Origin of the sequence: Ruegeria arenilitoris, from assembly GCF_013032445.1 — a bacterium.
Lineage (GTDB): Bacteria > Pseudomonadota > Alphaproteobacteria > Rhodobacterales > Rhodobacteraceae > Ruegeria > Ruegeria arenilitoris_F.
Genome location: NZ_WQCA01000016.1, coordinates 20,878 through 37,237, shown reverse-complemented (window position 1 = coordinate 37,237; position 16,360 = coordinate 20,878). Strand labels below are relative to the sequence as shown.

Annotated in this window: 20 protein-coding genes and 1 pseudogene; 11 read left to right on the top strand and 10 right to left on the bottom strand. The window is 55.1% G+C overall.

Annotated elements, in window-relative coordinates:
- The first annotated feature begins 207 nt into the window (after positions 1-207).
- Together GOW98_RS20240 and GOW98_RS20235 are read left to right on the top strand one after the other, a co-directional pair.
- Positions 208-1,521 carry an oligosaccharide flippase family protein gene (locus tag GOW98_RS20240; RefSeq protein WP_170335430.1) on the top strand — a complete coding sequence of 438 codons (1,314 nt, stop codon included), beginning with the start codon at positions 208-210 and terminating at the stop codon, positions 1,519-1,521.
- Complete coding sequence (locus GOW98_RS20235) at positions 1,508-2,341, top strand: sulfotransferase domain-containing protein (protein ID WP_170335428.1); 834 nt, start codon at positions 1,508-1,510, stop codon at positions 2,339-2,341. Before GOW98_RS20240 ends, GOW98_RS20235 begins: the two co-directional genes overlap by 14 nt.
- Here the strand turns inward: GOW98_RS20235 and GOW98_RS26350 are convergent.
- From GOW98_RS26350 to GOW98_RS20220, 3 genes are all read right to left on the bottom strand, one after another.
- The gene (locus GOW98_RS26350) at positions 2,299-2,499 is read right to left on the bottom strand and encodes an acyltransferase (protein ID WP_170335426.1); all 201 of its coding nucleotides are present in this window, start codon (positions 2,497-2,499) and stop codon (positions 2,299-2,301) included. The genes GOW98_RS20235 and GOW98_RS26350 overlap by 43 nt on opposite strands.
- Before the next feature lie 1,027 nt (positions 2,500-3,526).
- A complete protein-coding gene (locus GOW98_RS25580) occupies positions 3,527-3,688 on the bottom strand; it encodes an SDR family NAD(P)-dependent oxidoreductase (protein WP_217359660.1) in 162 nt (53 codons plus the stop codon).
- A gap of 84 nt (positions 3,689-3,772) precedes the next feature.
- Positions 3,773-4,711 (bottom strand): alpha/beta hydrolase, encoded by a 939-nt coding sequence (locus GOW98_RS20220; protein ID WP_217359659.1) that lies wholly within the window; start codon positions 4,709-4,711, stop codon positions 3,773-3,775.
- Positions 4,712-4,954: 243 nt separating this feature from the next.
- On the opposite strand from GOW98_RS20220, the gene GOW98_RS20215 reads away from it, so the two are divergent.
- Positions 4,955-5,545 (top strand): TetR/AcrR family transcriptional regulator, encoded by a 591-nt coding sequence (locus GOW98_RS20215; protein ID WP_170335424.1) that lies wholly within the window; start codon positions 4,955-4,957, stop codon positions 5,543-5,545.
- Positions 5,546-6,075: 530 nt separating this feature from the next.
- Here the strand turns inward: GOW98_RS20215 and GOW98_RS25850 are convergent.
- Positions 6,076-6,366 carry a hypothetical protein gene (locus GOW98_RS25850; protein ID WP_254438091.1) on the bottom strand — a complete coding sequence of 97 codons (291 nt, stop codon included), beginning with the start codon at positions 6,364-6,366 and terminating at the stop codon, positions 6,076-6,078.
- Here GOW98_RS25850 and GOW98_RS26345 point away from each other — a divergent pair.
- Both GOW98_RS26345 and GOW98_RS20205 read left to right on the top strand, forming a co-directional pair.
- On the top strand, positions 6,307-6,555 hold the full coding sequence (locus GOW98_RS26345; RefSeq protein ID WP_367646874.1) for a TniB family NTP-binding protein: 249 nt from the start codon (positions 6,307-6,309) through the stop codon (positions 6,553-6,555). The two genes, GOW98_RS25850 and GOW98_RS26345, sit on opposite strands and share 60 nt — an antisense overlap.
- A gap of 12 nt (positions 6,556-6,567) precedes the next feature.
- Positions 6,568-6,948 (top strand): hypothetical protein, encoded by a 381-nt coding sequence (locus tag GOW98_RS20205; protein ID WP_170335420.1) that lies wholly within the window; start codon positions 6,568-6,570, stop codon positions 6,946-6,948.
- A 135-nt stretch (positions 6,949-7,083) separates the two neighbouring features.
- Here GOW98_RS20205 and GOW98_RS20200 read toward each other — a convergent pair whose 3' ends face one another.
- Complete coding sequence (locus tag GOW98_RS20200; protein ID WP_170335418.1) at positions 7,084-7,854, bottom strand: MBL fold metallo-hydrolase; 771 nt, start codon at positions 7,852-7,854, stop codon at positions 7,084-7,086.
- A gap of 139 nt (positions 7,855-7,993) precedes the next feature.
- On the bottom strand, positions 7,994-8,569 hold the full coding sequence (locus GOW98_RS20195) for a TetR/AcrR family transcriptional regulator (protein WP_170335416.1): 576 nt from the start codon (positions 8,567-8,569) through the stop codon (positions 7,994-7,996).
- A 307-nt stretch (positions 8,570-8,876) separates the two neighbouring features.
- Between GOW98_RS20195 and GOW98_RS20190 the strand changes: the two genes are divergently transcribed.
- Together GOW98_RS20190 and GOW98_RS25845 are read left to right on the top strand one after the other, a co-directional pair.
- Positions 8,877-9,554 (top strand): type 1 glutamine amidotransferase domain-containing protein, encoded by a 678-nt coding sequence (locus GOW98_RS20190; RefSeq protein ID WP_170335484.1) that lies wholly within the window; start codon positions 8,877-8,879, stop codon positions 9,552-9,554.
- A 161-nt stretch (positions 9,555-9,715) separates the two neighbouring features.
- Positions 9,716-9,967: pseudogene (locus tag GOW98_RS25845) on the top strand (IS6 family transposase); the annotation flags it as partial.
- 55 nt (positions 9,968-10,022) lie between these two features.
- On the opposite strand, the gene GOW98_RS20185 reads toward GOW98_RS25845, so the two are convergent.
- Genes GOW98_RS20185 through GOW98_RS20175 form a run of 3 tightly spaced genes read right to left on the bottom strand, consistent with a single transcriptional unit; the run spans position 10,023 to position 11,928 of the window.
- The gene (locus GOW98_RS20185; protein ID WP_170335414.1) at positions 10,023-10,448 is read right to left on the bottom strand and encodes a GlcG/HbpS family heme-binding protein; all 426 of its coding nucleotides are present in this window, start codon (positions 10,446-10,448) and stop codon (positions 10,023-10,025) included.
- An 11-nt stretch (positions 10,449-10,459) separates the two neighbouring features.
- Entirely contained in the window at positions 10,460-10,915 is a 456-nt protein-coding gene (locus GOW98_RS20180) for a MaoC family dehydratase (protein ID WP_170335412.1), read from the bottom strand.
- Positions 10,912-11,928 (bottom strand): aldo/keto reductase, encoded by a 1,017-nt coding sequence (locus tag GOW98_RS20175; RefSeq protein WP_170335410.1) that lies wholly within the window; start codon positions 11,926-11,928, stop codon positions 10,912-10,914. The genes GOW98_RS20180 and GOW98_RS20175 overlap by 4 nt, the downstream gene beginning before the upstream one ends.
- A gap of 158 nt (positions 11,929-12,086) precedes the next feature.
- Between GOW98_RS20175 and GOW98_RS20170 the strand changes: the two genes are divergently transcribed.
- The 4 genes from GOW98_RS20170 to GOW98_RS20155 are packed head-to-tail and all read left to right on the top strand — an operon-like array spanning position 12,087 to position 16,023.
- Complete coding sequence (locus tag GOW98_RS20170; protein ID WP_170335407.1) at positions 12,087-13,232, top strand: acyl-CoA dehydrogenase family protein; 1,146 nt, start codon at positions 12,087-12,089, stop codon at positions 13,230-13,232.
- On the top strand, positions 13,229-13,999 hold the full coding sequence (locus GOW98_RS20165; protein WP_170335405.1) for a 3-ketoacyl-ACP reductase: 771 nt from the start codon (positions 13,229-13,231) through the stop codon (positions 13,997-13,999). The genes GOW98_RS20170 and GOW98_RS20165 overlap by 4 nt, the downstream gene beginning before the upstream one ends.
- A gap of 9 nt (positions 14,000-14,008) precedes the next feature.
- On the top strand, positions 14,009-15,157 hold the full coding sequence (locus GOW98_RS20160; RefSeq protein ID WP_170335403.1) for a dihydrodipicolinate synthase family protein: 1,149 nt from the start codon (positions 14,009-14,011) through the stop codon (positions 15,155-15,157).
- A 5-nt stretch (positions 15,158-15,162) separates the two neighbouring features.
- On the top strand, positions 15,163-16,023 hold the full coding sequence (locus tag GOW98_RS20155; protein ID WP_170335401.1) for a sugar phosphate isomerase/epimerase family protein: 861 nt from the start codon (positions 15,163-15,165) through the stop codon (positions 16,021-16,023).
- A gap of 9 nt (positions 16,024-16,032) precedes the next feature.
- Here GOW98_RS20155 and GOW98_RS20150 read toward each other — a convergent pair whose 3' ends face one another.
- Entirely contained in the window at positions 16,033-16,344 is a 312-nt protein-coding gene (locus tag GOW98_RS20150) for a Dabb family protein (protein ID WP_170335399.1), read from the bottom strand.
- Between the last annotated feature and the right edge of the window lie 16 nt (positions 16,345-16,360).

Here is a 16,360-nt window from a genome sequence, read left to right as displayed (position 1 = left end):
CAACTTGACCCCGTTGCTGGCAGTCTAAATTGTGGTCCTCTTTCTGCTTTTTTCGGAGCAGCAGAAATACCTCAGTGGGCGAACATTCCTGCAAGCTTGTCGCTTCATGGTGGTGGCTTTCGAAACACTCCGTTAGAGCCAGCATCACTGGCCCGGAGAAACGCCCACAGGGCAACGTATTGAGAACGTCACTCAGGAGGCGAAGACATGATCCGCGGTATTCTGAGTAAAAGTCTTGGGACCGGAGCCTTGAAGGTCTCACAGGCGCTGATGGGTGTCCTTGTGACCATTGTCTTGGCCAGAATTCTCGGTCTTGCTCAGTTTGGTCTTTTCTCCTTCGGTCTGGCCGTGGCGACCGGGCTTTCGATTCCGACTAAAAACGGCATTACAGAGCTTGTCGTACGCGAGGTTTCCCGTGCCGCTGACGCAAACGATCCGGCAAAACTGCATGGTGTTATGCGCTGGATTCTTCTTTTCAGCACAATCTACTGCGTCGTGGTCGGCGGTATCGTTGCGTTCGTTGCCCTGACATTCTTTCCAACCAGCGATCTCGCGTTTTCAATTGCCATTTCGACACTGCTGCTACCGGGGTTTTCCTTGATGGGAAACTGGTCCGGCGGTTTGCGTGGCTTGGGAAAGCCCGTAGCAGCTCTCTTTCCCGATACGGTGGTGCGCCCGATCATTCTGATCGTCATTTCACTCTTGCTAAACGCTTTGCTACCCGGAGGGATGACGGCAACCCATACGACTTTGGCAATGGTTGCAGCAGTGTCTTTGCCTGCCGCGCTCAATCGTTACCTGTTTTGGCGCAAAGTTCCTGCCACACTTGCTGCTACGGGCAAGGTGACGATTGAGCATCGAACGTGGCTACGTTCTGCAATACCATTCACAGCTGTCGGCGGCGTGCAGGTAGCGACACGGCAAGCGGATCTGATCCTACTGGGGCTCTTGATCGGAGAAACGGCGGTTGGCGTCTATCGAATTGCCCTGCAAGGCGCAATGCTGGTGGCTTTCGGATCGCAGGCCGTAAATGTTGTTCTAGCGCCGCGTCTGGCTCAACTGCGTAAAGGCCTGAACCACGACGAGTTAGTCACCCTGCTGCGTACCAGCATCATTTTGTCACTTTGCGTAGCGGTGCCGGGGTTGCTGATTTATACGGCCTTTGGTGAACAGATATTAGCCCTCCTCTTTGGAACGGAGGCCGTGGCTGCGCTAACCCCACTATTGATTCTTTCGGCCGGCAATACTGTGGCTATGTTAAATGGCGCGGTCATCCCTCTGCTCAATATGACGGGCTACGAGAAACGTACACTCTTGTCGTTTGCACTGGCATTGGCTTCTACCATCGTGTTGAATTTGGCATTCATTCCGTTCTTTGGAACGACCGGCGCTGCCTTGGCCGCATTTCTGGCCATCGTTGTCTCAAATCTTGCACTGCGGCACGCAGCGATTACTAGTCTTGCGATTGATCCGCCTACCACTCTTTTTAGACAAAGGGCTCCGAAAAATGATCACGCCTGAAAAAACAAAACCCACCGCGCTTGTGGTGGGGCCGATGAAGTGTGGCACAAGCTGGATACACGAGTACTTCGAAAGCCGCGGGGACATCTGTCTTCCAAGCGGAGTCAAAGAGACATTTTATTTCGACAGGTACCATCACCGCGGGTTGGCCTGGTATGAAAAACACTTCAGGCACTGTGACCCGGATCAGAATGTCGCAATCATCGAAGTGGGTCCTTCCCTGTTTCATGTCTCCAGTTTCGCCGCCCCGAAAATTGCCGAAGAATTGGGCGATATTCCAATTGTTGTGACACTGCGCGATCCGGTAAAGCGGGCATGGTCCCATTACCAGCATATGGCTTGTGGCTACACAAAGCTTCCGCTTCAGAAGGCAGTGAAAAAGTATCCTGAGATCATTGGAGCAAGTCGGTATTCTGAGCATCTACCAATCTGGAAAGCACATTTCAGCAAAGTCACCGTTCTACTGCAATCAGATCTTGCCGATGATCCTGACGGCTATGTAGAAACTCTTTCGAATGCGCTGGGGATTCCATTAAAAGGCGCAGGTGATCTGGCTGCGCAGCGCAGAAACGAAGCGACAACGCCTCGGTCTTTTTTGCTTGCCCGCCTAGGACGTTACGGTGCTCGATCGCTTCGGTTTTTGGGTCTTTATTCGGTTGTAAGCGCTCTTAAAGATGCAGGCCTCAAATCTATTTTTTATGGCGGAGGGAAAGCTACAAAGCTCGTCGCGACGGACAATGACATGAACTTTCTCGAAGATTTGCTGGAATCCGAACGTCAGTTTGTTTCGCCTTCCATGGCGCAAACGGGTTTGAGTTGACGGGCAGGCGTGCCACCATAGAGCCAACCTTGTTCCAAAGGTCCTCGCGCAACTGCATTTGCCGCGACCATCACACGGGAACCTATCTGTGTATCTCGCAAGATACGCACGCCCGCTGCGATCCAAACATCGTCAGCAATAGATATGGTTCCGGGCAATATTGGGCTATTTTAATGGGTATGTTTGGTTGAGCCACGTGATCAAAGGATACAAGCGAACACGCATGTGCAATAGACACATTCGAGCCGATCTCAATCTCGCCGAGCGCGTCAAGGAAACAGTTTTCGTGGATTGAGCAATTGTCCCCGATTGAGAGGTTAGACCAGTTCTTCGCGGTTACATTCCGGCCCCAGTAAACGTTGTCGCCGATCGCCCTTGTTTTGGCCTTTGCTAGCGCATAGCGAAGGCCAACGCCAACAACATTGGGCAATAGGTCAGTTAACTCCCAAATCCAACGATGGAGAATGCTCGGCAGGAAGCTAAAAATAACTGCGAGCACCCGCAGAATTAATCGAACTCTACCAAAAATAGACCTACCGCTCATCGCGCAGCCTTTTACTATGTTAGTGAGTCTGTTCTATCGCCATGCGCGATGACTAAGCATGTAAACTCTGAAATCAACAACATCTACCTATTCCACCAAACCCAGAACGCTAAATCTTGGAAAGGTCAAGGCGGCTATAAGGTTCAAGCCATGCTCATGGATTGCGCTAAGCTAACTTGTGTATTTTCTTGTACCATCACTGGTAACGTTTCTGATCACGCGCCCAATTTTAGGCTACGACGATATCGACCGATACGGGTTGCCCGTAGGATGCCATGGGGTCGTATTCACGGCGCTCAAATTTCGGGGCTTCCAGATCGACGAGTGTAAACCAATGCGCGGCAGAAGACAGATGATCACGCTTGCCGAACCTGATGCCTTGATCGGGCCCGCCAGCAGGTTGGTCAGCAGGAAGTGGCCCAGATTGTTGGTGAAAAACTAGCTCTCCCACCCCTCGAGCGCGCGCTCAAACGGGGTTGCCATGATGCCGGCGTATTGATCAGGATGTCCAGCTTGTTATAGCGGGCCAGCCAATTCTCTGCAAAGGCGCAGATCGTGTCAGGTTTATCCAGCTCTAGCGAGGCGACTTCGACCTCTTGGCCGGTCTCTTGCTTGATTCTGGTTGCGATACCTTCCAGCTTTTACGCCGAGCGCACCACAATAGTGACCGACGCGCCCTTGGAAGCCAGTGCGCGAGCAGTTTCAGCGCCCAGACCGACAGAGCTGCCAGTGATCAGAACAGTCTTTCCGGTCAGATCGCCTCCCCCCCAAAAATACGTCGTGAGTGGTGGAGTCTTTGCCAAAGTCGGCCATCTCAGTCCTCAGGAGGGACCGATTTAGGGAAGATGGGAAGGTAGAGGCCACAACATGGCCTCTACCCGATATGTTTAGGAATTGAAGAACTCGGCCACAGCGTCGGTCGACGCTTTGACGGCCTCGGGCTTGTAGTAGAAGTCCACGTGGCTGAACTCGTCAAAAGCCAACTCTTTGTGATCATTGGTCAGCTTCTCGACGAATGCGGTCGAGCAGATCGCGGTTGAAGCTGTGGTACCATAGATGGTCAGTGACGGCTGCGCGATCTTGTCGGCATAGGCTTCGCAGATAGAGAACAGCGACTGCATGGCCTGATCGCCGATATGCATGTTGGTAAAGTTCGCAACCGCAACCGGACCTTTGACACCATCACGACCGTAGTAGTCATAGGTCTCGCCAGCCATCGCCGGATAGGCGGCCGCTGCAGTGAACTCTTCGCGGGACATCTCGTCGTTCAGGCCGAACGGGGCGACATAGTCCGGTTCACCGGTTTCGCATTGCTTCTGCATCGATGCGTTGGCACCGGCGATTATCTGGTTCGCCATATCGCGGTCAGTCCACTGGAACGCATCCGCCGCCATCATACCGGAAACCATGGCAATTTTTTTCATGCGGTGGTCGGTCACGGCTGCTGACGCGATGATCGAACCGCCCTGGCAGACACCCAGACCGTAGATCTCCTCGACAAAAGGAAGCGTGCCCAGATAGGATACCGCGTCCCATGTGTTTTCGATCAGGCGGAACATGTAGCGGGACTGTTTGAACTCACCGGGAAGCGCCGGGGAGTCACCCATGCCCAGATAGTCGAAACCCAGGTAGATGAAACCGCGAGCGGCCATTTCCGGGCCGTAAGTCGCCGGAATTTGATCTTTCACCTGAGGGAACGGGCTGGCGCCCACGATTGCCTTGTATTTTTTGGTCTCATCAAAGCCTTCGGGCAGGTAAAGGTCGCCCGCCAAATCCACGCCAAAAGATTTGAACGTTACTTTGTTTTTGCCAGCAGTGAGGGCCATATCTGAAAGTCCTTCATTAGAGGGTTGTGAGGTTTGTTTGGCATTTACTCCCCAGCCCGTGAGGGACAGCAAGGAAGCGACGGAGGCAGTTTGGAGGACGTTGCGTCGTGAAAGTTCGATCATGGTCATGCTCCGCTTTCTCGGGTTGGTCGGCATCACGCCTTGCCAAAGTACATTGTGGTGTTTACTTATGGGGCCGGGTACTGTTTGTAAATAGCTTTCTTTACTTCCGAGGTTGGAATCTTGAAACGCACAGAAAAAAAACGAAAAGACATCATCGACGCGGCCATCGATGAGTTCCGTGAACAGGGCTTTCTCGGAGCAACGACGACCTCAATTGCCAAAAAAGCGAACGTATCGAGTCGCACGCTCTACAATCACTTCGAGAGCAAGGATGCCCTGTTCGAAGCAATCTCTGAGATCATGATTGAGCGGAACTCGAGCATGGAACCAGTGCCCTATGACCCGGATCGCGACTTCGTTGAGCAACTGAAGGACGCTTTGTGGCGCTACGTTGAGGTCATCACAGAAAAGACGGCTATCGGGTTGAACAGGATGGTGATGTCAGAACTGATCCGTGACCTTGACCGTTCCCGGCAGTTCTTCAATGAAAGCGAAACGCACGACTATCCAATAAAGAGGCTGATCAGCGAGGCCATGGACGCAGGCGAGCTTCGTAAAGCCGATCCAGATTTCGCGACCAATCAGCTCCTGGTACTCGTCAAAGGCTTCTTTTTCTGGCCGGAGTTCTTCCTCGGCGAGAACGCGACCTCCAAAGACGTATTGAACGATTGTGTCGCAATGTTCATGGCGCACTACAAGCGGGGAAAATGAACCCTGCGGTTGGCAACTGTCTCCGAGACAACCGTTTTTCATTGGTCACAAATACGTTGTTCGCGGTACAGGTTTCACTGAAACTCAACCATCTTTTTCATTGGCAATGCGACTTTTCCCAAGGAAGAAAGCTATGTTCTTTGAATATTACCGTTGGATCAGAAGCCTTACATAAGAACTCATGGACTGAACGCCGTAAACACATGCGCGTGCGCCGCGACTGCGATGCCTTCATTTACGCCCTGCCCACGTGCAACAAGCACACCTGCCAGTTTCAATTGTCCTTGATTCTCAGCAAAAATGGGTGAACCGGCCGCGCCCGGTTGAATGTGGCACTCAAGCTCGATCAGGCCATTAACCTGGCCCAGAACTGGGCAAGGCAGAACGGAAATCTCAACCTAGACAAATTGATTGCGATAGGACACCCCAATGATCGGTCGTGGTGTCGGCAAGGTATTTATCAAGTATGACCCCCATGGTAAGTCCCAGACTTGGGCCGTCAAAAACGAAGGACGGACCGTTGTTACACGTTACAAGAACCTGTCGCGGCTCCGGATTTCGCCCCGGGAGTCGCGGCGGGCGGGCTTTATATCGCTAGCGTCACGGCGGAACGATCCCGACATCGAAAGCTGTTTCAGATTTTTGAAAAACAAAGGCGCATTGCGCACGCGGCAAAGCAGCAAACTCTGGCGGCGCGGCTGGAAGGTGAACGCCGGTCGCGACTTCCAAACGACAATACAAAACGCGAGCCATCCCGCGAGTTGTTCACGATTGGTACCAATAATCCCGATCTTCCCACCTGCCCAATAGATGACACTCATGGATGCCGACGAAAGACTTGCTTTGGTCCGCAGTGCCGTTTGATCGCGTTCGACCGTTCAAATATTGTTCTTAACCGGCTGACTTCTCTCATGAGGATGCCAATACGGCGCCGAATGCCAAGCCTCATGTTTTACGGAAGTTCGGAGATAGGAAAGACCATGATCGCCAAGCGTATGGCAAGCCTGTAGCCAACCTCACACGTGGCAGATATCGGCGTTACCCGAACGGCCATCCTATTGCCGCATGCGCCACCGGCACTCGACGAGAGGCGATTTTCCGGCATTGATTGGCGCGCCCTTATGGTGGCCGCACACGGTGTTCGAACTTTAGGCATGCGCCCTCAGCCATTTGCTGCGATGCATTTGGAACGCGGATCCAGCCTCAGTGTGCATTCGCTTCGGGCCATTCTGGGTGTGACAGGCGGTGTTACGTCACGAGCATTCAAGATGGTTAAGGCGCTTGCGAAAGACGCTATTGAGACAGGTCAGGAGCGGATTACGGATAAGGCTGTTCAAACCTGGCAACCAAGCTGGGCGAAGCACAGCTGGAGTATTCGACGAGAGCCGGTTCCGGTGTTTTGAGCCTGTTTGCCGAATAGCACGATCCAGTTGGGTTCTTTTGCAAATTCTGCTCCCGACTGCCGCTGCAACCGCGGTTCTGATAGCGCGTGCTCGGATAATACAAGTTTTCTGGAATGTGCTCTAAGCTCGATGGCTTCAGCTCAAATTGTCTCGCACCCAATCTGCGGAGTTTTTGATGCGTTGGTGACCTGAGAAATAGCCTTCAATTATTTCTGACAGGCGTTGTTTTCCGAAAGATGGGTAGTGGCCGCCGTGAATGGTTCTCAGGGGAAGTTCCTGCACCCGGCGCAGGGAGGCTTTGAATTGCTCGGGATCTGAATGGTAAAGCGTGTCGAGCAGATCACCGTCATAGACCACATCACCGCTGAATAAGATGCCGGTCCCTTCCTCGAACAGGGCAATTGACCCAGGTGAATGACCGGGCATGTGGAAAACCTTGAAAACCCGATTGCCCAAATCAATGATGTCCCCCTCATCCAATAGCTGCGTCAAAGGCGCCGGTTTGACAACATAGTCCTCATGGCGAAACCCTTCATAGGGCAGAGCGGTGAAAGTTTCGGCGCGCACATATCCGGTATCAGCGACGGTATTGGCCGCAGTCGGTTCCGCAATGACCTGCGCTTCACGGGGATGCCCGCAGCGATGTTCAAACTGATGCAGCCCGCCCGCGTGATCAAAATGGCAATGGGTCATGATGGCTGTCAAAGGGCGTTCCGTCAGGCTGACAACTTCCTCGACCAGCGGACGCAACCCCATGCCGGTATCTATGATCAAATCCCGGTCGCGCCCCCGAACGTGCCACATATTGCAACGCAACCAGTCCGCAACGTGTTTCTCACGGATCAGACTGATATTGTCTGAGAATGGTATGACCTCATACCAGTCGCGGGCAATTGGCTTCTCCATGATTGGATCCCTCTGTTTCGAGTGACTATTCTACATAAGAAAGACCCGATGTCAGAATAAATCGATCTCGTTTTTCACCGGGACCCATCACGAATTCTGGTTTGAAACTGCGGCAAAAGGCGCTTGTACAGCGTGCTACCTAATCCAGGCCGAGCATTGCCCTGCTGGCCGACAACGCCGTGTCAAACGGATTGTGGGACCTCGAAATCTTGACCATGACACTTGCTCCGACCCAAAGAAAATAAAGATTGGCTGCTAAGTCTTCGGGGGATTGCGACGGCTTTATAGAGTTGTCGGCTTCTCCTTTGGCCATCAGATCGGTTAACCGTGCAACAATCCCGTCCGTTCCCTCTTTGAGCGTATGCCGCATGGCCTTGGAAATGTCTGAAACTTCCGCACCAAGCTTGACAGCCAAACAACGCCCCTGGCAGTCGTTAAGTCCTTGATTTTCTCTCCAGTTAGCAAAGTACAGCATGGCTTTTTCCGAGGCTGTGAGCCCGGGTTTTGCAATTATTTGATCCATTTCAGCGTGGTAACTTTGAAAGTACTCTTCCAAGAGCGCCACTCCGAATGCATCCTTAGACTCGAAGAAATGATAAAATGATCCTTTCGGTACGCCCGCTGATTTCAGGATTTCTGACAGCCCCACTGCGCTAAAACCTCTCTGACCAACCAAGGCCTGGCCTGCTGAAACTATCTTTTGACGCGCACTCATCCAAAGCAACCTTCTGGAAGATTTTGTCCTTCTTGATCTCATAGCAAGTCGGTCAGTCTATTACAATCACTATACTTTAGCAACTCAGTATCGGGTTTCACTTAGTTTTCCCACAAAGTACCCAATAATTTAGTTGCCGTTTGAATTATTTGCACTTGAAGAAATAAGTAGACGACCGGTCTATTTTTCACTATCTAAACCGACCATACCGTGCGAACCCGCTTTTGATTCCCATAAGAAACACCACGCGTGGCGAGCGGTTTCTGACAAGTTCAACAACCACAGCCTCAATAAAGGAATACCAGTAATGAAAATCCTGATGGTACTCACTTCACACGACGAACTCGGCAACACCGGCCAAAAAACCGGCTTTTGGCTCGAAGAATTGGCAGCTCCGTATTACGTGTTCAAAGATGCGGGTGCCGACATCACTCTGACGTCACCACTTGGCGGCCAGCCTCCACTGGACCCCAAGAGTGCAGACGAAGGTTTTCAAACAGACGCGACCCGCCGCTTCGAAGCTGACGCCGAGGCATCCACGCAATTGGCAAACACGGTCAAACTGGAAGGCGTTTCGCATGATGATTTCGACGCCGTATTCTATCCTGGTGGGCATGGCCCATTGTGGGACCTGGCAGAAAGCTCTGACTCTGCCGGATTGATCGAAGCCTTTCATGCGGCCGGAAAGCCTGTTTCGCTGGTATGCCACGCGCCCGGTGTTCTGAAAAACGTAAAGGGAACGAATGGAAAGCCCCTAGTCGCTGGCAAGAAGGTGACTGGCTTTAGCAACACTGAAGAAGCGGCTGTTGAGCTGACAGAAGTGGTGCCCTTTCTGGTTGAGGAGATGCTCAAAGACAACGGTGGAGAGTATTCTTCGGGCGACGATTGGGCGCCATACGTGCTTGTCGATGGCCTGTTGATCACAGGTCAGAACCCAGCATCATCGGAAAGTGCTGCCCAGCAATTGCTGACCGCGCTGAGGTAACCTGCACAGGGGGCTGTCTTCGGCAGCCCTCTGTCTCCTTCCAAACAAGTTGTTCTCTAGAAGAGATGACCAAAACCGCTTGCTCAAAGCTGCATAGCAAGAAACTCTCAACTCAGCGGCGTATCGAACATTTTGGAGATGCGACAAATACAAGCCCATTCGATCTTGCGCCGGGTGCGGATCACCGAGAACACAAAGGGTTGAACAATCGAATCGAAGTATCACACAGACCCACTCGAAAGTGTGAAAAGCTCATGGGATGCTTTAGTTCGTCAAAGAAAGCGTAAGCTCACGACAAGATCAACACCGCCTTTCGACCCCGCCGCTATCAACTGTCCACTGTCTCATACAGTCACGCCAGAACCGGTGCTTCTAGCCTCTGGGTCGGTTATGCTCTCGAAATGACCGACTGACAGGCGTATGTTAGGCCGCCATCAGACGCATGCAAACAAGTTGGCAATGTCCGGCTCAGTCGCAAAGCCCGATGGCACAGATTCCGGCTGTCGCGCATTTTACGTCATCCGGCCCAGCGGCCCCGGACACGCCAATCGCTCCAATCAGAACGCCATTCTCGCGAATTGGAACCCCTCCGTCCCAGGCGCAAAGCGTGCCTCTGTTGATCATTCCAAGTTGCAACTCGGGGCTGGACAACATGCGCTTGGCGAAGTCACGTGTCGTTTTGCCCAACACGGCTGTCTGCGCTTTGTCCCTAGCAAACTCAGCCACAGCTGCAGGGGCGCTGTCTGACCGTCCGGCAGCGACCATGTGGCCACTGGCGTCCACTACTATCGCTGCAACCGCCCATCCATTGTTGTTTGCATTAGACAGCGCTGCCTGGACCGCCGCATTCGCGGCTTCCTGCGTGATCATGCGTTTCGCTATCGATACCTGCATGGTAACCTCGCTCAAAGATCAAAAATCAGTTCGTTTGTACCCTGCTGGACGCGTAGCCCATTCTGGTTAAACACATCGAACTGAAAGGAAATAATGCCGCGTGCGGCAGAAGCAGTTAAACGCTTACCTACTACCGTAAGTTCTGCACGTATCACGTCCCCGGCAAAAACAGGCTGCTCAAACCGCCAATTCCACCCCAACGAGGCCAAACCTTGCGGACGCGCCTTGGACTGGAACTTTAGCCCGTCGACCACGGACAGGATTAAAAGCCCATGCGCCACGCGCGCTTTGTACCCAAGCTGTCGGGCGGCCTCATCATCCAGATGCAGAGCGTAATTATCCCCGGTCAGGTCTGCGAAGGCTGAGATCAGGTCTGCCGTAATGTCAGCAGACCCCGTTTTCATTACGTCCCCGATCTGCAGGTCATGATACCCATAGGTTCCGGTAACCAGAGGGGTCGCACTCATTCCGGAACCGGAGCGTCTTCGCGCAACAGACCCTTGGTTTTCAAGTCCGCCCAGAATTCAGCCGGGATGTCATGGCTGAACCAATTCAGGTTCTGATCCAGCTGCTCGACCGTGCGTGTCCCCGCCATGAAGGTCGGCACCGCCGGATGCGCGACCACGAATTGCAGCGCGGCGGCTGGCAGCGGTACGTTGTATTCGGCACAGACGGCCTCGATCTTGCTGACCTTGTCCATGATATCGGCAGGCGCCGGAGCATAGTTGTACTTTGCCCCTTCCTTCGCCCCTGTCGCCAGAATGCCCGAGTTGAAGCCTCCACCGACAACCACAGCGGCGCCGCGTTCCTCACAAAGTGGCAGGAACTTATCCAGAGCGTCCTGCTCCAGCAGCGTATACCGCCCGGCCAGCAGGAAGCAGTCAAAGTCGCGCTGTTCAAGCGCGGCGTGGCACACTTCCCATTCGTTCACGCCAACGCCAATGGCTTTCACAACGCCCTGATCGCGCAAACTTTCCAGCGCTTTCCAGGCTTCATCCATGGCTTGCTTGAACACTTCGGGCTGCTCGCTGCCGCGCGTAAACACGTCGATGTCGTGGATAAAGCAGATATCCATGTGCTCCAGCGCCATTCGCTGCAGGCTGTCTTCAAACGACCGCATAATCCCGTCATAGCTATAGTCGAAATGCATGGTGAAGGGCGCAGCATTGGTCCAAGGTTCGAAATTGATGTCCTGACGACGCCCGGGCTTCAGTACCCGACCAACCTTGGATGACAGGATGAAATCTCCGCGGTCCTTCCAGCGCAGGCTGTGCCCCGTCCGCATTTCCGACAGGCCGTGCCCGTACATCGGAGCGGTGTCGAAATACCGAACACCTTTGTCCCAGGCGTGCTGAATCATCGCGTCAGACGTTGCCTCGTCAATCTCGCGAAAGATGTTGCCAATCGGCGCCGTGCCAAAACCAAAAGCGGATACGTTCAGATCCACCCGGCCAAACTTGTTCAGTGTGTTCGGATTCATGCAAGCCTCCCAAATGCAAACCGGATCGCCAATATTTGCGCAGTCATTAAGTAACTGTTTGGTTATTTAACTCATATGGCGAAACCGATCAACCCACTTGACGAACCGCCTCCGCCAGGCGTATTAGTAACTGATTAGTTACATTACGGGGCGCTACGATGTTTCTGACCGAAACCCACCTTCAGGTTCGCGATATGACCCGCCAGTTTGCCGAGGATGTCATTCGCCCTGCGGCGGAAGAGCTGGATCGCGACTCGCGGTTTCCCGCGGAAATCTACGACCAGATGGCCGAGCTGGGCTTATTCGGCATCGGTGTGCCGGAAGAACTCGGCGGCCCCGGTTTCGACACGGTGACTTATGCGCTGGTGATGGAGGAACTGTCGCGCGGATATGCGTCGATTGCCGATCAATGCGGCTTGCTGGAACTGGTTTCGACGCTGCTGGTGCGCCACGGAACGCCGGAACAGCAAGGCAAATGGCTGGGCGATCTGTTGGCCGCCAAGCTGCGCCCCGCCTATTGCATCACCGAACCCGAAGCAGGCACCGATGTGTCAGGAATTCGCACGACGGCGGTGCGTGATGGCGATGGATGGGTGTTGAACGGCGGTAAGATCTGGATCCACAACGCCCCGGTCGCGGATGTCGGCTTTGTTCTGGCCCGGACCGATCCCGAGGCCGGGCACCGTGGCATGTCGATCTTCATCGTCGATCTGCACGCCGATGGCGTCATCCGTGGGCCCAAAGAGATCAAGATGGGTCAACGCGCCAGCCAGGTTGGTCCGCTGTCATTCGATGACGTCCGTCTGCCGGCAGATGCCCTGCTGGGCACCGAAGGGCGCGGGTTCCACATGATGATGAGCGTTCTGGACAAAGGCCGCGTTGGTATCGCCGCTCTGGCGGTTGGGATTGGTCAGGCAGGGCTTGAGGCTGCGACCGACTATGCCCAGCAACGCAAACAGTTCAGCAAGCCCATCGCGGATTTTCAGGGGGTCCAGTGGCTGCTGGCGGATATCGCCAAGGATGTCGAAGCCGCCCGTCTTCTGGTCCATTCGGCAGCCTACAAGATCGACACCGGGCAGGACGCCACCAAGGCGTGCTCGATGGCCAAGTGTTTTGCGGGGGACATGGCGGTGCAGCGGTCCTCGGACGCGGTGCAGGTTTTTGGCGGGTCGGGCTACATTCGCGGGTTCGAAGTCGAACGCCTGTATCGCGACGCAAAGATCACCCAGATTTACGAAGGAACCAACCAAATTCAGCGCATGATCATTGCCCGCGAGTTGCTGTCCAAGGGAGCTGCCGCATGAGCCGCCCCGCAGCACTTGTGACCGGGTCCTCCCGTGGGATCGGTCTGGCAGCGGCCGTTGCCCTAGCGCGCGAAGGCTTTGCCATAGCGATAAACGGCCCTCAAATGGATGACGAATTGCAGGGCGCATTGGACACGATACGCGCCCTCGAAGTGCCTGCGATTGCAGCACCTTTTGATGTCTCGGAAATCGGTACGCATGACGACCAACTGGCTGCCATCGAAGCGGAAATAGGCCCGCTGACAACCCTAGTGAACAACGCAGGCGTGGGGGTGATGCAACGCGGCGATCTGCTTGAGGTCAGCGAGGCCAGCTATGACCGCTGCATGGCCATCAACACCAAGGCGATGTTCTTCCTGTCGCAGGCCTTTGCCAAACGGCTTGTTGCCAGCGATCGCGACGAAAAACTCTTTTACAGCATCGTCAACGTGACGTCTTCGAACGCTGTAGCCGTGGCCGTTCCGCGCGCCGAATATTGCGCGTCCAAAGCTGCTGCCGCAATGATCTCGAAGACCTTTGCCGTGCGGTTGGGGCAAGAAAACATTGCCGTCTACGACGTGCAGCCCGGCCTGATCGCCACCGACATGACCGCCCCGGTGATCGAGATGTATGACCAGCGCGCCAAGGACGGGCTGACCCTGTTCCCGCGTGTCGGCCAGCCCGAGGACATGGGTCGGATTATCGCATCGCTGGCCAGCGGCAAACTTCCCTACACAACCGGTCAGGCCATTTCGGCCGATGCCGGAATGCTAGTTCCCCGTTTCTGAGGTATTTCGATGAAAATTCAGCTGCCTGATACCACCGGAAAACTGCAAGACTATGCGCTAGTCGGCACCCCGGTCGCGCCGTCGAAGCTGACCCCAAACTCGGCTCGGATTCTATATTCCGCAGCCCATGTGGTGGCGGACCCCTTTGGCGATCACGACCCTACCGGCCCGGCCCATGTAGACTGGGGCAAGACCATGGAATTCCGCCACTATCTGGCCGGAATGGGCATGGGCATCGCCGAAGCGATGGACACCGCGCAGCGCGGCATGGGGCTGGATTGGAACGGCGCGCTGGAACTGATCCGGCGCACCAAGGAAGAACTGCCCGACGCGCTGGTCGGCAATGGCTGCGGCACGGATCATCTGGACCCGGCGGATGCGAAATCGCTGGATGACGTGCGCCGCGCTTATCTTGAGCAAGTTGAGGCGATCCAGAAACTGGGCGGGCAGATCATCCTGATGGCTTCGCGCGCTTTGGCCAAAGTGGCGACCGGGCCGGATGACTATATCTCGGTTTACAACGACGTTCTGGCCGCCTGTGATGAACCTGTCATCCTGCACTGGCTGGGTGCGATGTTTGACCCGCAGCTTGTCGGGTACTGGGGATCAGACAGCTTTGACGATGCGCTCGACACCGCGCTGTCGATCATCGGAGCCAATGTGGACAAGGTGGACGGGATCAAGATTTCTCTTTTGGACGCCGAGAAAGAGATCATCATGCGCCGCCGCCTGCCTGAAGGCGTTCGCATGTATACGGGCGACGACTTTAACTACCCCGAGCTGATCGAAGGCGACGATCAGGGCCACTCGCACGCGCTGCTGGGGATTTTTGACCCTCTTGCCCCTGCAGCGGCTTATGCGGTCAGCAAGCTGAGCGCCGGAGACGCCAAGACCTTCCGCGCAACACTTGATCCGACCGTGCCGCTGGCGCGTCATATCTTCCGGGCGCCGACCCAGTACTATAAAACCGGCGTTGTGTTTCTGGCCTGGCTGAACGGGTTTCAGGACCATTTCATTATGCTGAACGGCGCGCAGGCGACCCGGTCCCTGCCCTATTTCACAGACTGTTTCAAAATAGCCGATGAATGCGGGTTGCTGCGCGATCCCGATCTGGCGGTTGAACGCATGGGGCACATGCTGAAACTCTACGGGGCCTGAGCACAATGCGCGATTTTTCGCAGGATCACTCCGCGCTGGCGCTGAACACGGCCACTCTGGGTCACAATCTAGATGGCCACGGCGCGGGGTGGAGCCCAGAGCAGGTGATCAATGCCTGCGCAGCACGCGGATATGGCGGTATTACCTTCTGGCGGCGCGAGCTGGACGCGCGCGCGGCGCAGATCGGCCAGCGTGTGCGCGAAGCAGGGATGCAGGTTGTCGGCTTGTGCCGCACACCGTTCCTGACCGGGCCGCTTGCGCTGCCTTCCGATCAGGAAATCATGGATGATTTTCACCTGTCGATCGATCAGGCCGCCGCGCTGGAAACTGATGTCCTGACCATCGTGACCGGCGGCCCGGAACCGGGAACCAAAGGGGTTCTGGATAGCCAGAAAATCCTTGCGGACCGCGTGGCGCGCGCGGCCCCATACGCAGCGGAACGCGGTGTGAAACTGGCCCTTGAACCGCTGAACCCAGCGACCGCCGGCAACCGTACCTGTCTGATGACCGCAGCGGATGCGCTGAACGTCTGCGAAACGGTTGGCGCGGATAATGTGGGCGTTGCCATCGACGTTTATCACGTCTGGTGGGACACGACACTGGCCGATACGCTGGCCACCCGCGCCAAGGGCCGGATTCTCGGCTATCACCTATGCGACTGGCTGGCCGATACCTCGGACGTCCTGCTGGACCGGGGCATGATGGGCGACGGCGTTGCCGATCTGTACGCGCTGCGCGCGGCCGTTGAGGATGCGGGGTATGATGGCCTGTGCGAGGTTGAGATTTTCTCGGCCGAGAAATGGTGGAAACGAGACCCGAACGAGGTTCTGGACGTGATCGTGGATCGCTTCAGAACCTGCTGTTAGGCTCCGCGATCAAACCTCGATATCGCAGACAAACACGCCGTCCACACCGCCCACGGTTTTCGCCACGATGCGGCCGCCGATTTCCTGATGGGTCGGGTCGACAAGGTACGCATCTCGTACTGCCGCATCCCGGAAGTCAAACCAGAACATGTCGTTGAAATCGCGCACAAGATCGGTTTCGACAGACACATTTCTGCGACTCTGGAAATCGACAATACCGTCGATATGCCCATTCAAACCTTCCAGATCCATATAAAGAGCGGACTTCTCAGCCTCGGAGACATCGCTTTCAAAGCGCAGATGCACCAGATGACGTATCATTTCGTTCTTCCCTCCC

Bases quoted from the DNA above. Each gene is read 5' to 3' on its own strand.
- GOW98_RS20200 (WP_170335418.1), bottom strand. From the start codon at position 7,854: ATGGAGAAGCCAATTGCCCGCGACTGGTATGAGGTCATACCATTCTCA.
- GOW98_RS20180 (WP_170335412.1), bottom strand. From the start codon at position 10,915: ATGAGTGCGACCCCTCTGGTTACCGGAACCTATGGGTATCATGACCTG.
- GOW98_RS20170 (WP_170335407.1), top strand. From the start codon at position 12,087: ATGTTTCTGACCGAAACCCACCTTCAGGTTCGCGATATGACCCGCCAG.
- GOW98_RS20190 (WP_170335484.1), top strand. From the start codon at position 8,877: ATGAAAATCCTGATGGTACTCACTTCACACGACGAACTCGGCAACACC.
- GOW98_RS25850 (WP_254438091.1), bottom strand. From the start codon at position 6,366: ATGAGTGTCATCTATTGGGCAGGTGGGAAGATCGGGATTATTGGTACC.
- GOW98_RS20155 (WP_170335401.1), top strand. From the start codon at position 15,163: ATGCGCGATTTTTCGCAGGATCACTCCGCGCTGGCGCTGAACACGGCC.
- GOW98_RS20220 (WP_217359659.1), bottom strand. From the start codon at position 4,711: ATGGCCCTCACTGCTGGCAAAAACAAAGTAACGTTCAAATCTTTTGGC.
- GOW98_RS20160 (WP_170335403.1), top strand. From the start codon at position 14,009: ATGAAAATTCAGCTGCCTGATACCACCGGAAAACTGCAAGACTATGCG.
- GOW98_RS20235 (WP_170335428.1), top strand. From the start codon at position 1,508: ATGATCACGCCTGAAAAAACAAAACCCACCGCGCTTGTGGTGGGGCCG.
- GOW98_RS20240 (WP_170335430.1), top strand. From the start codon at position 208: ATGATCCGCGGTATTCTGAGTAAAAGTCTTGGGACCGGAGCCTTGAAG.
- GOW98_RS20150 (WP_170335399.1), bottom strand. From the start codon at position 16,344: ATGATACGTCATCTGGTGCATCTGCGCTTTGAAAGCGATGTCTCCGAG.
- GOW98_RS20185 (WP_170335414.1), bottom strand. From the start codon at position 10,448: ATGCAGGTATCGATAGCGAAACGCATGATCACGCAGGAAGCCGCGAAT.
- GOW98_RS20195 (WP_170335416.1), bottom strand. From the start codon at position 8,569: ATGAGTGCGCGTCAAAAGATAGTTTCAGCAGGCCAGGCCTTGGTTGGT.
- GOW98_RS20165 (WP_170335405.1), top strand. From the start codon at position 13,229: ATGAGCCGCCCCGCAGCACTTGTGACCGGGTCCTCCCGTGGGATCGGT.
- GOW98_RS20175 (WP_170335410.1), bottom strand. From the start codon at position 11,928: ATGAATCCGAACACACTGAACAAGTTTGGCCGGGTGGATCTGAACGTA.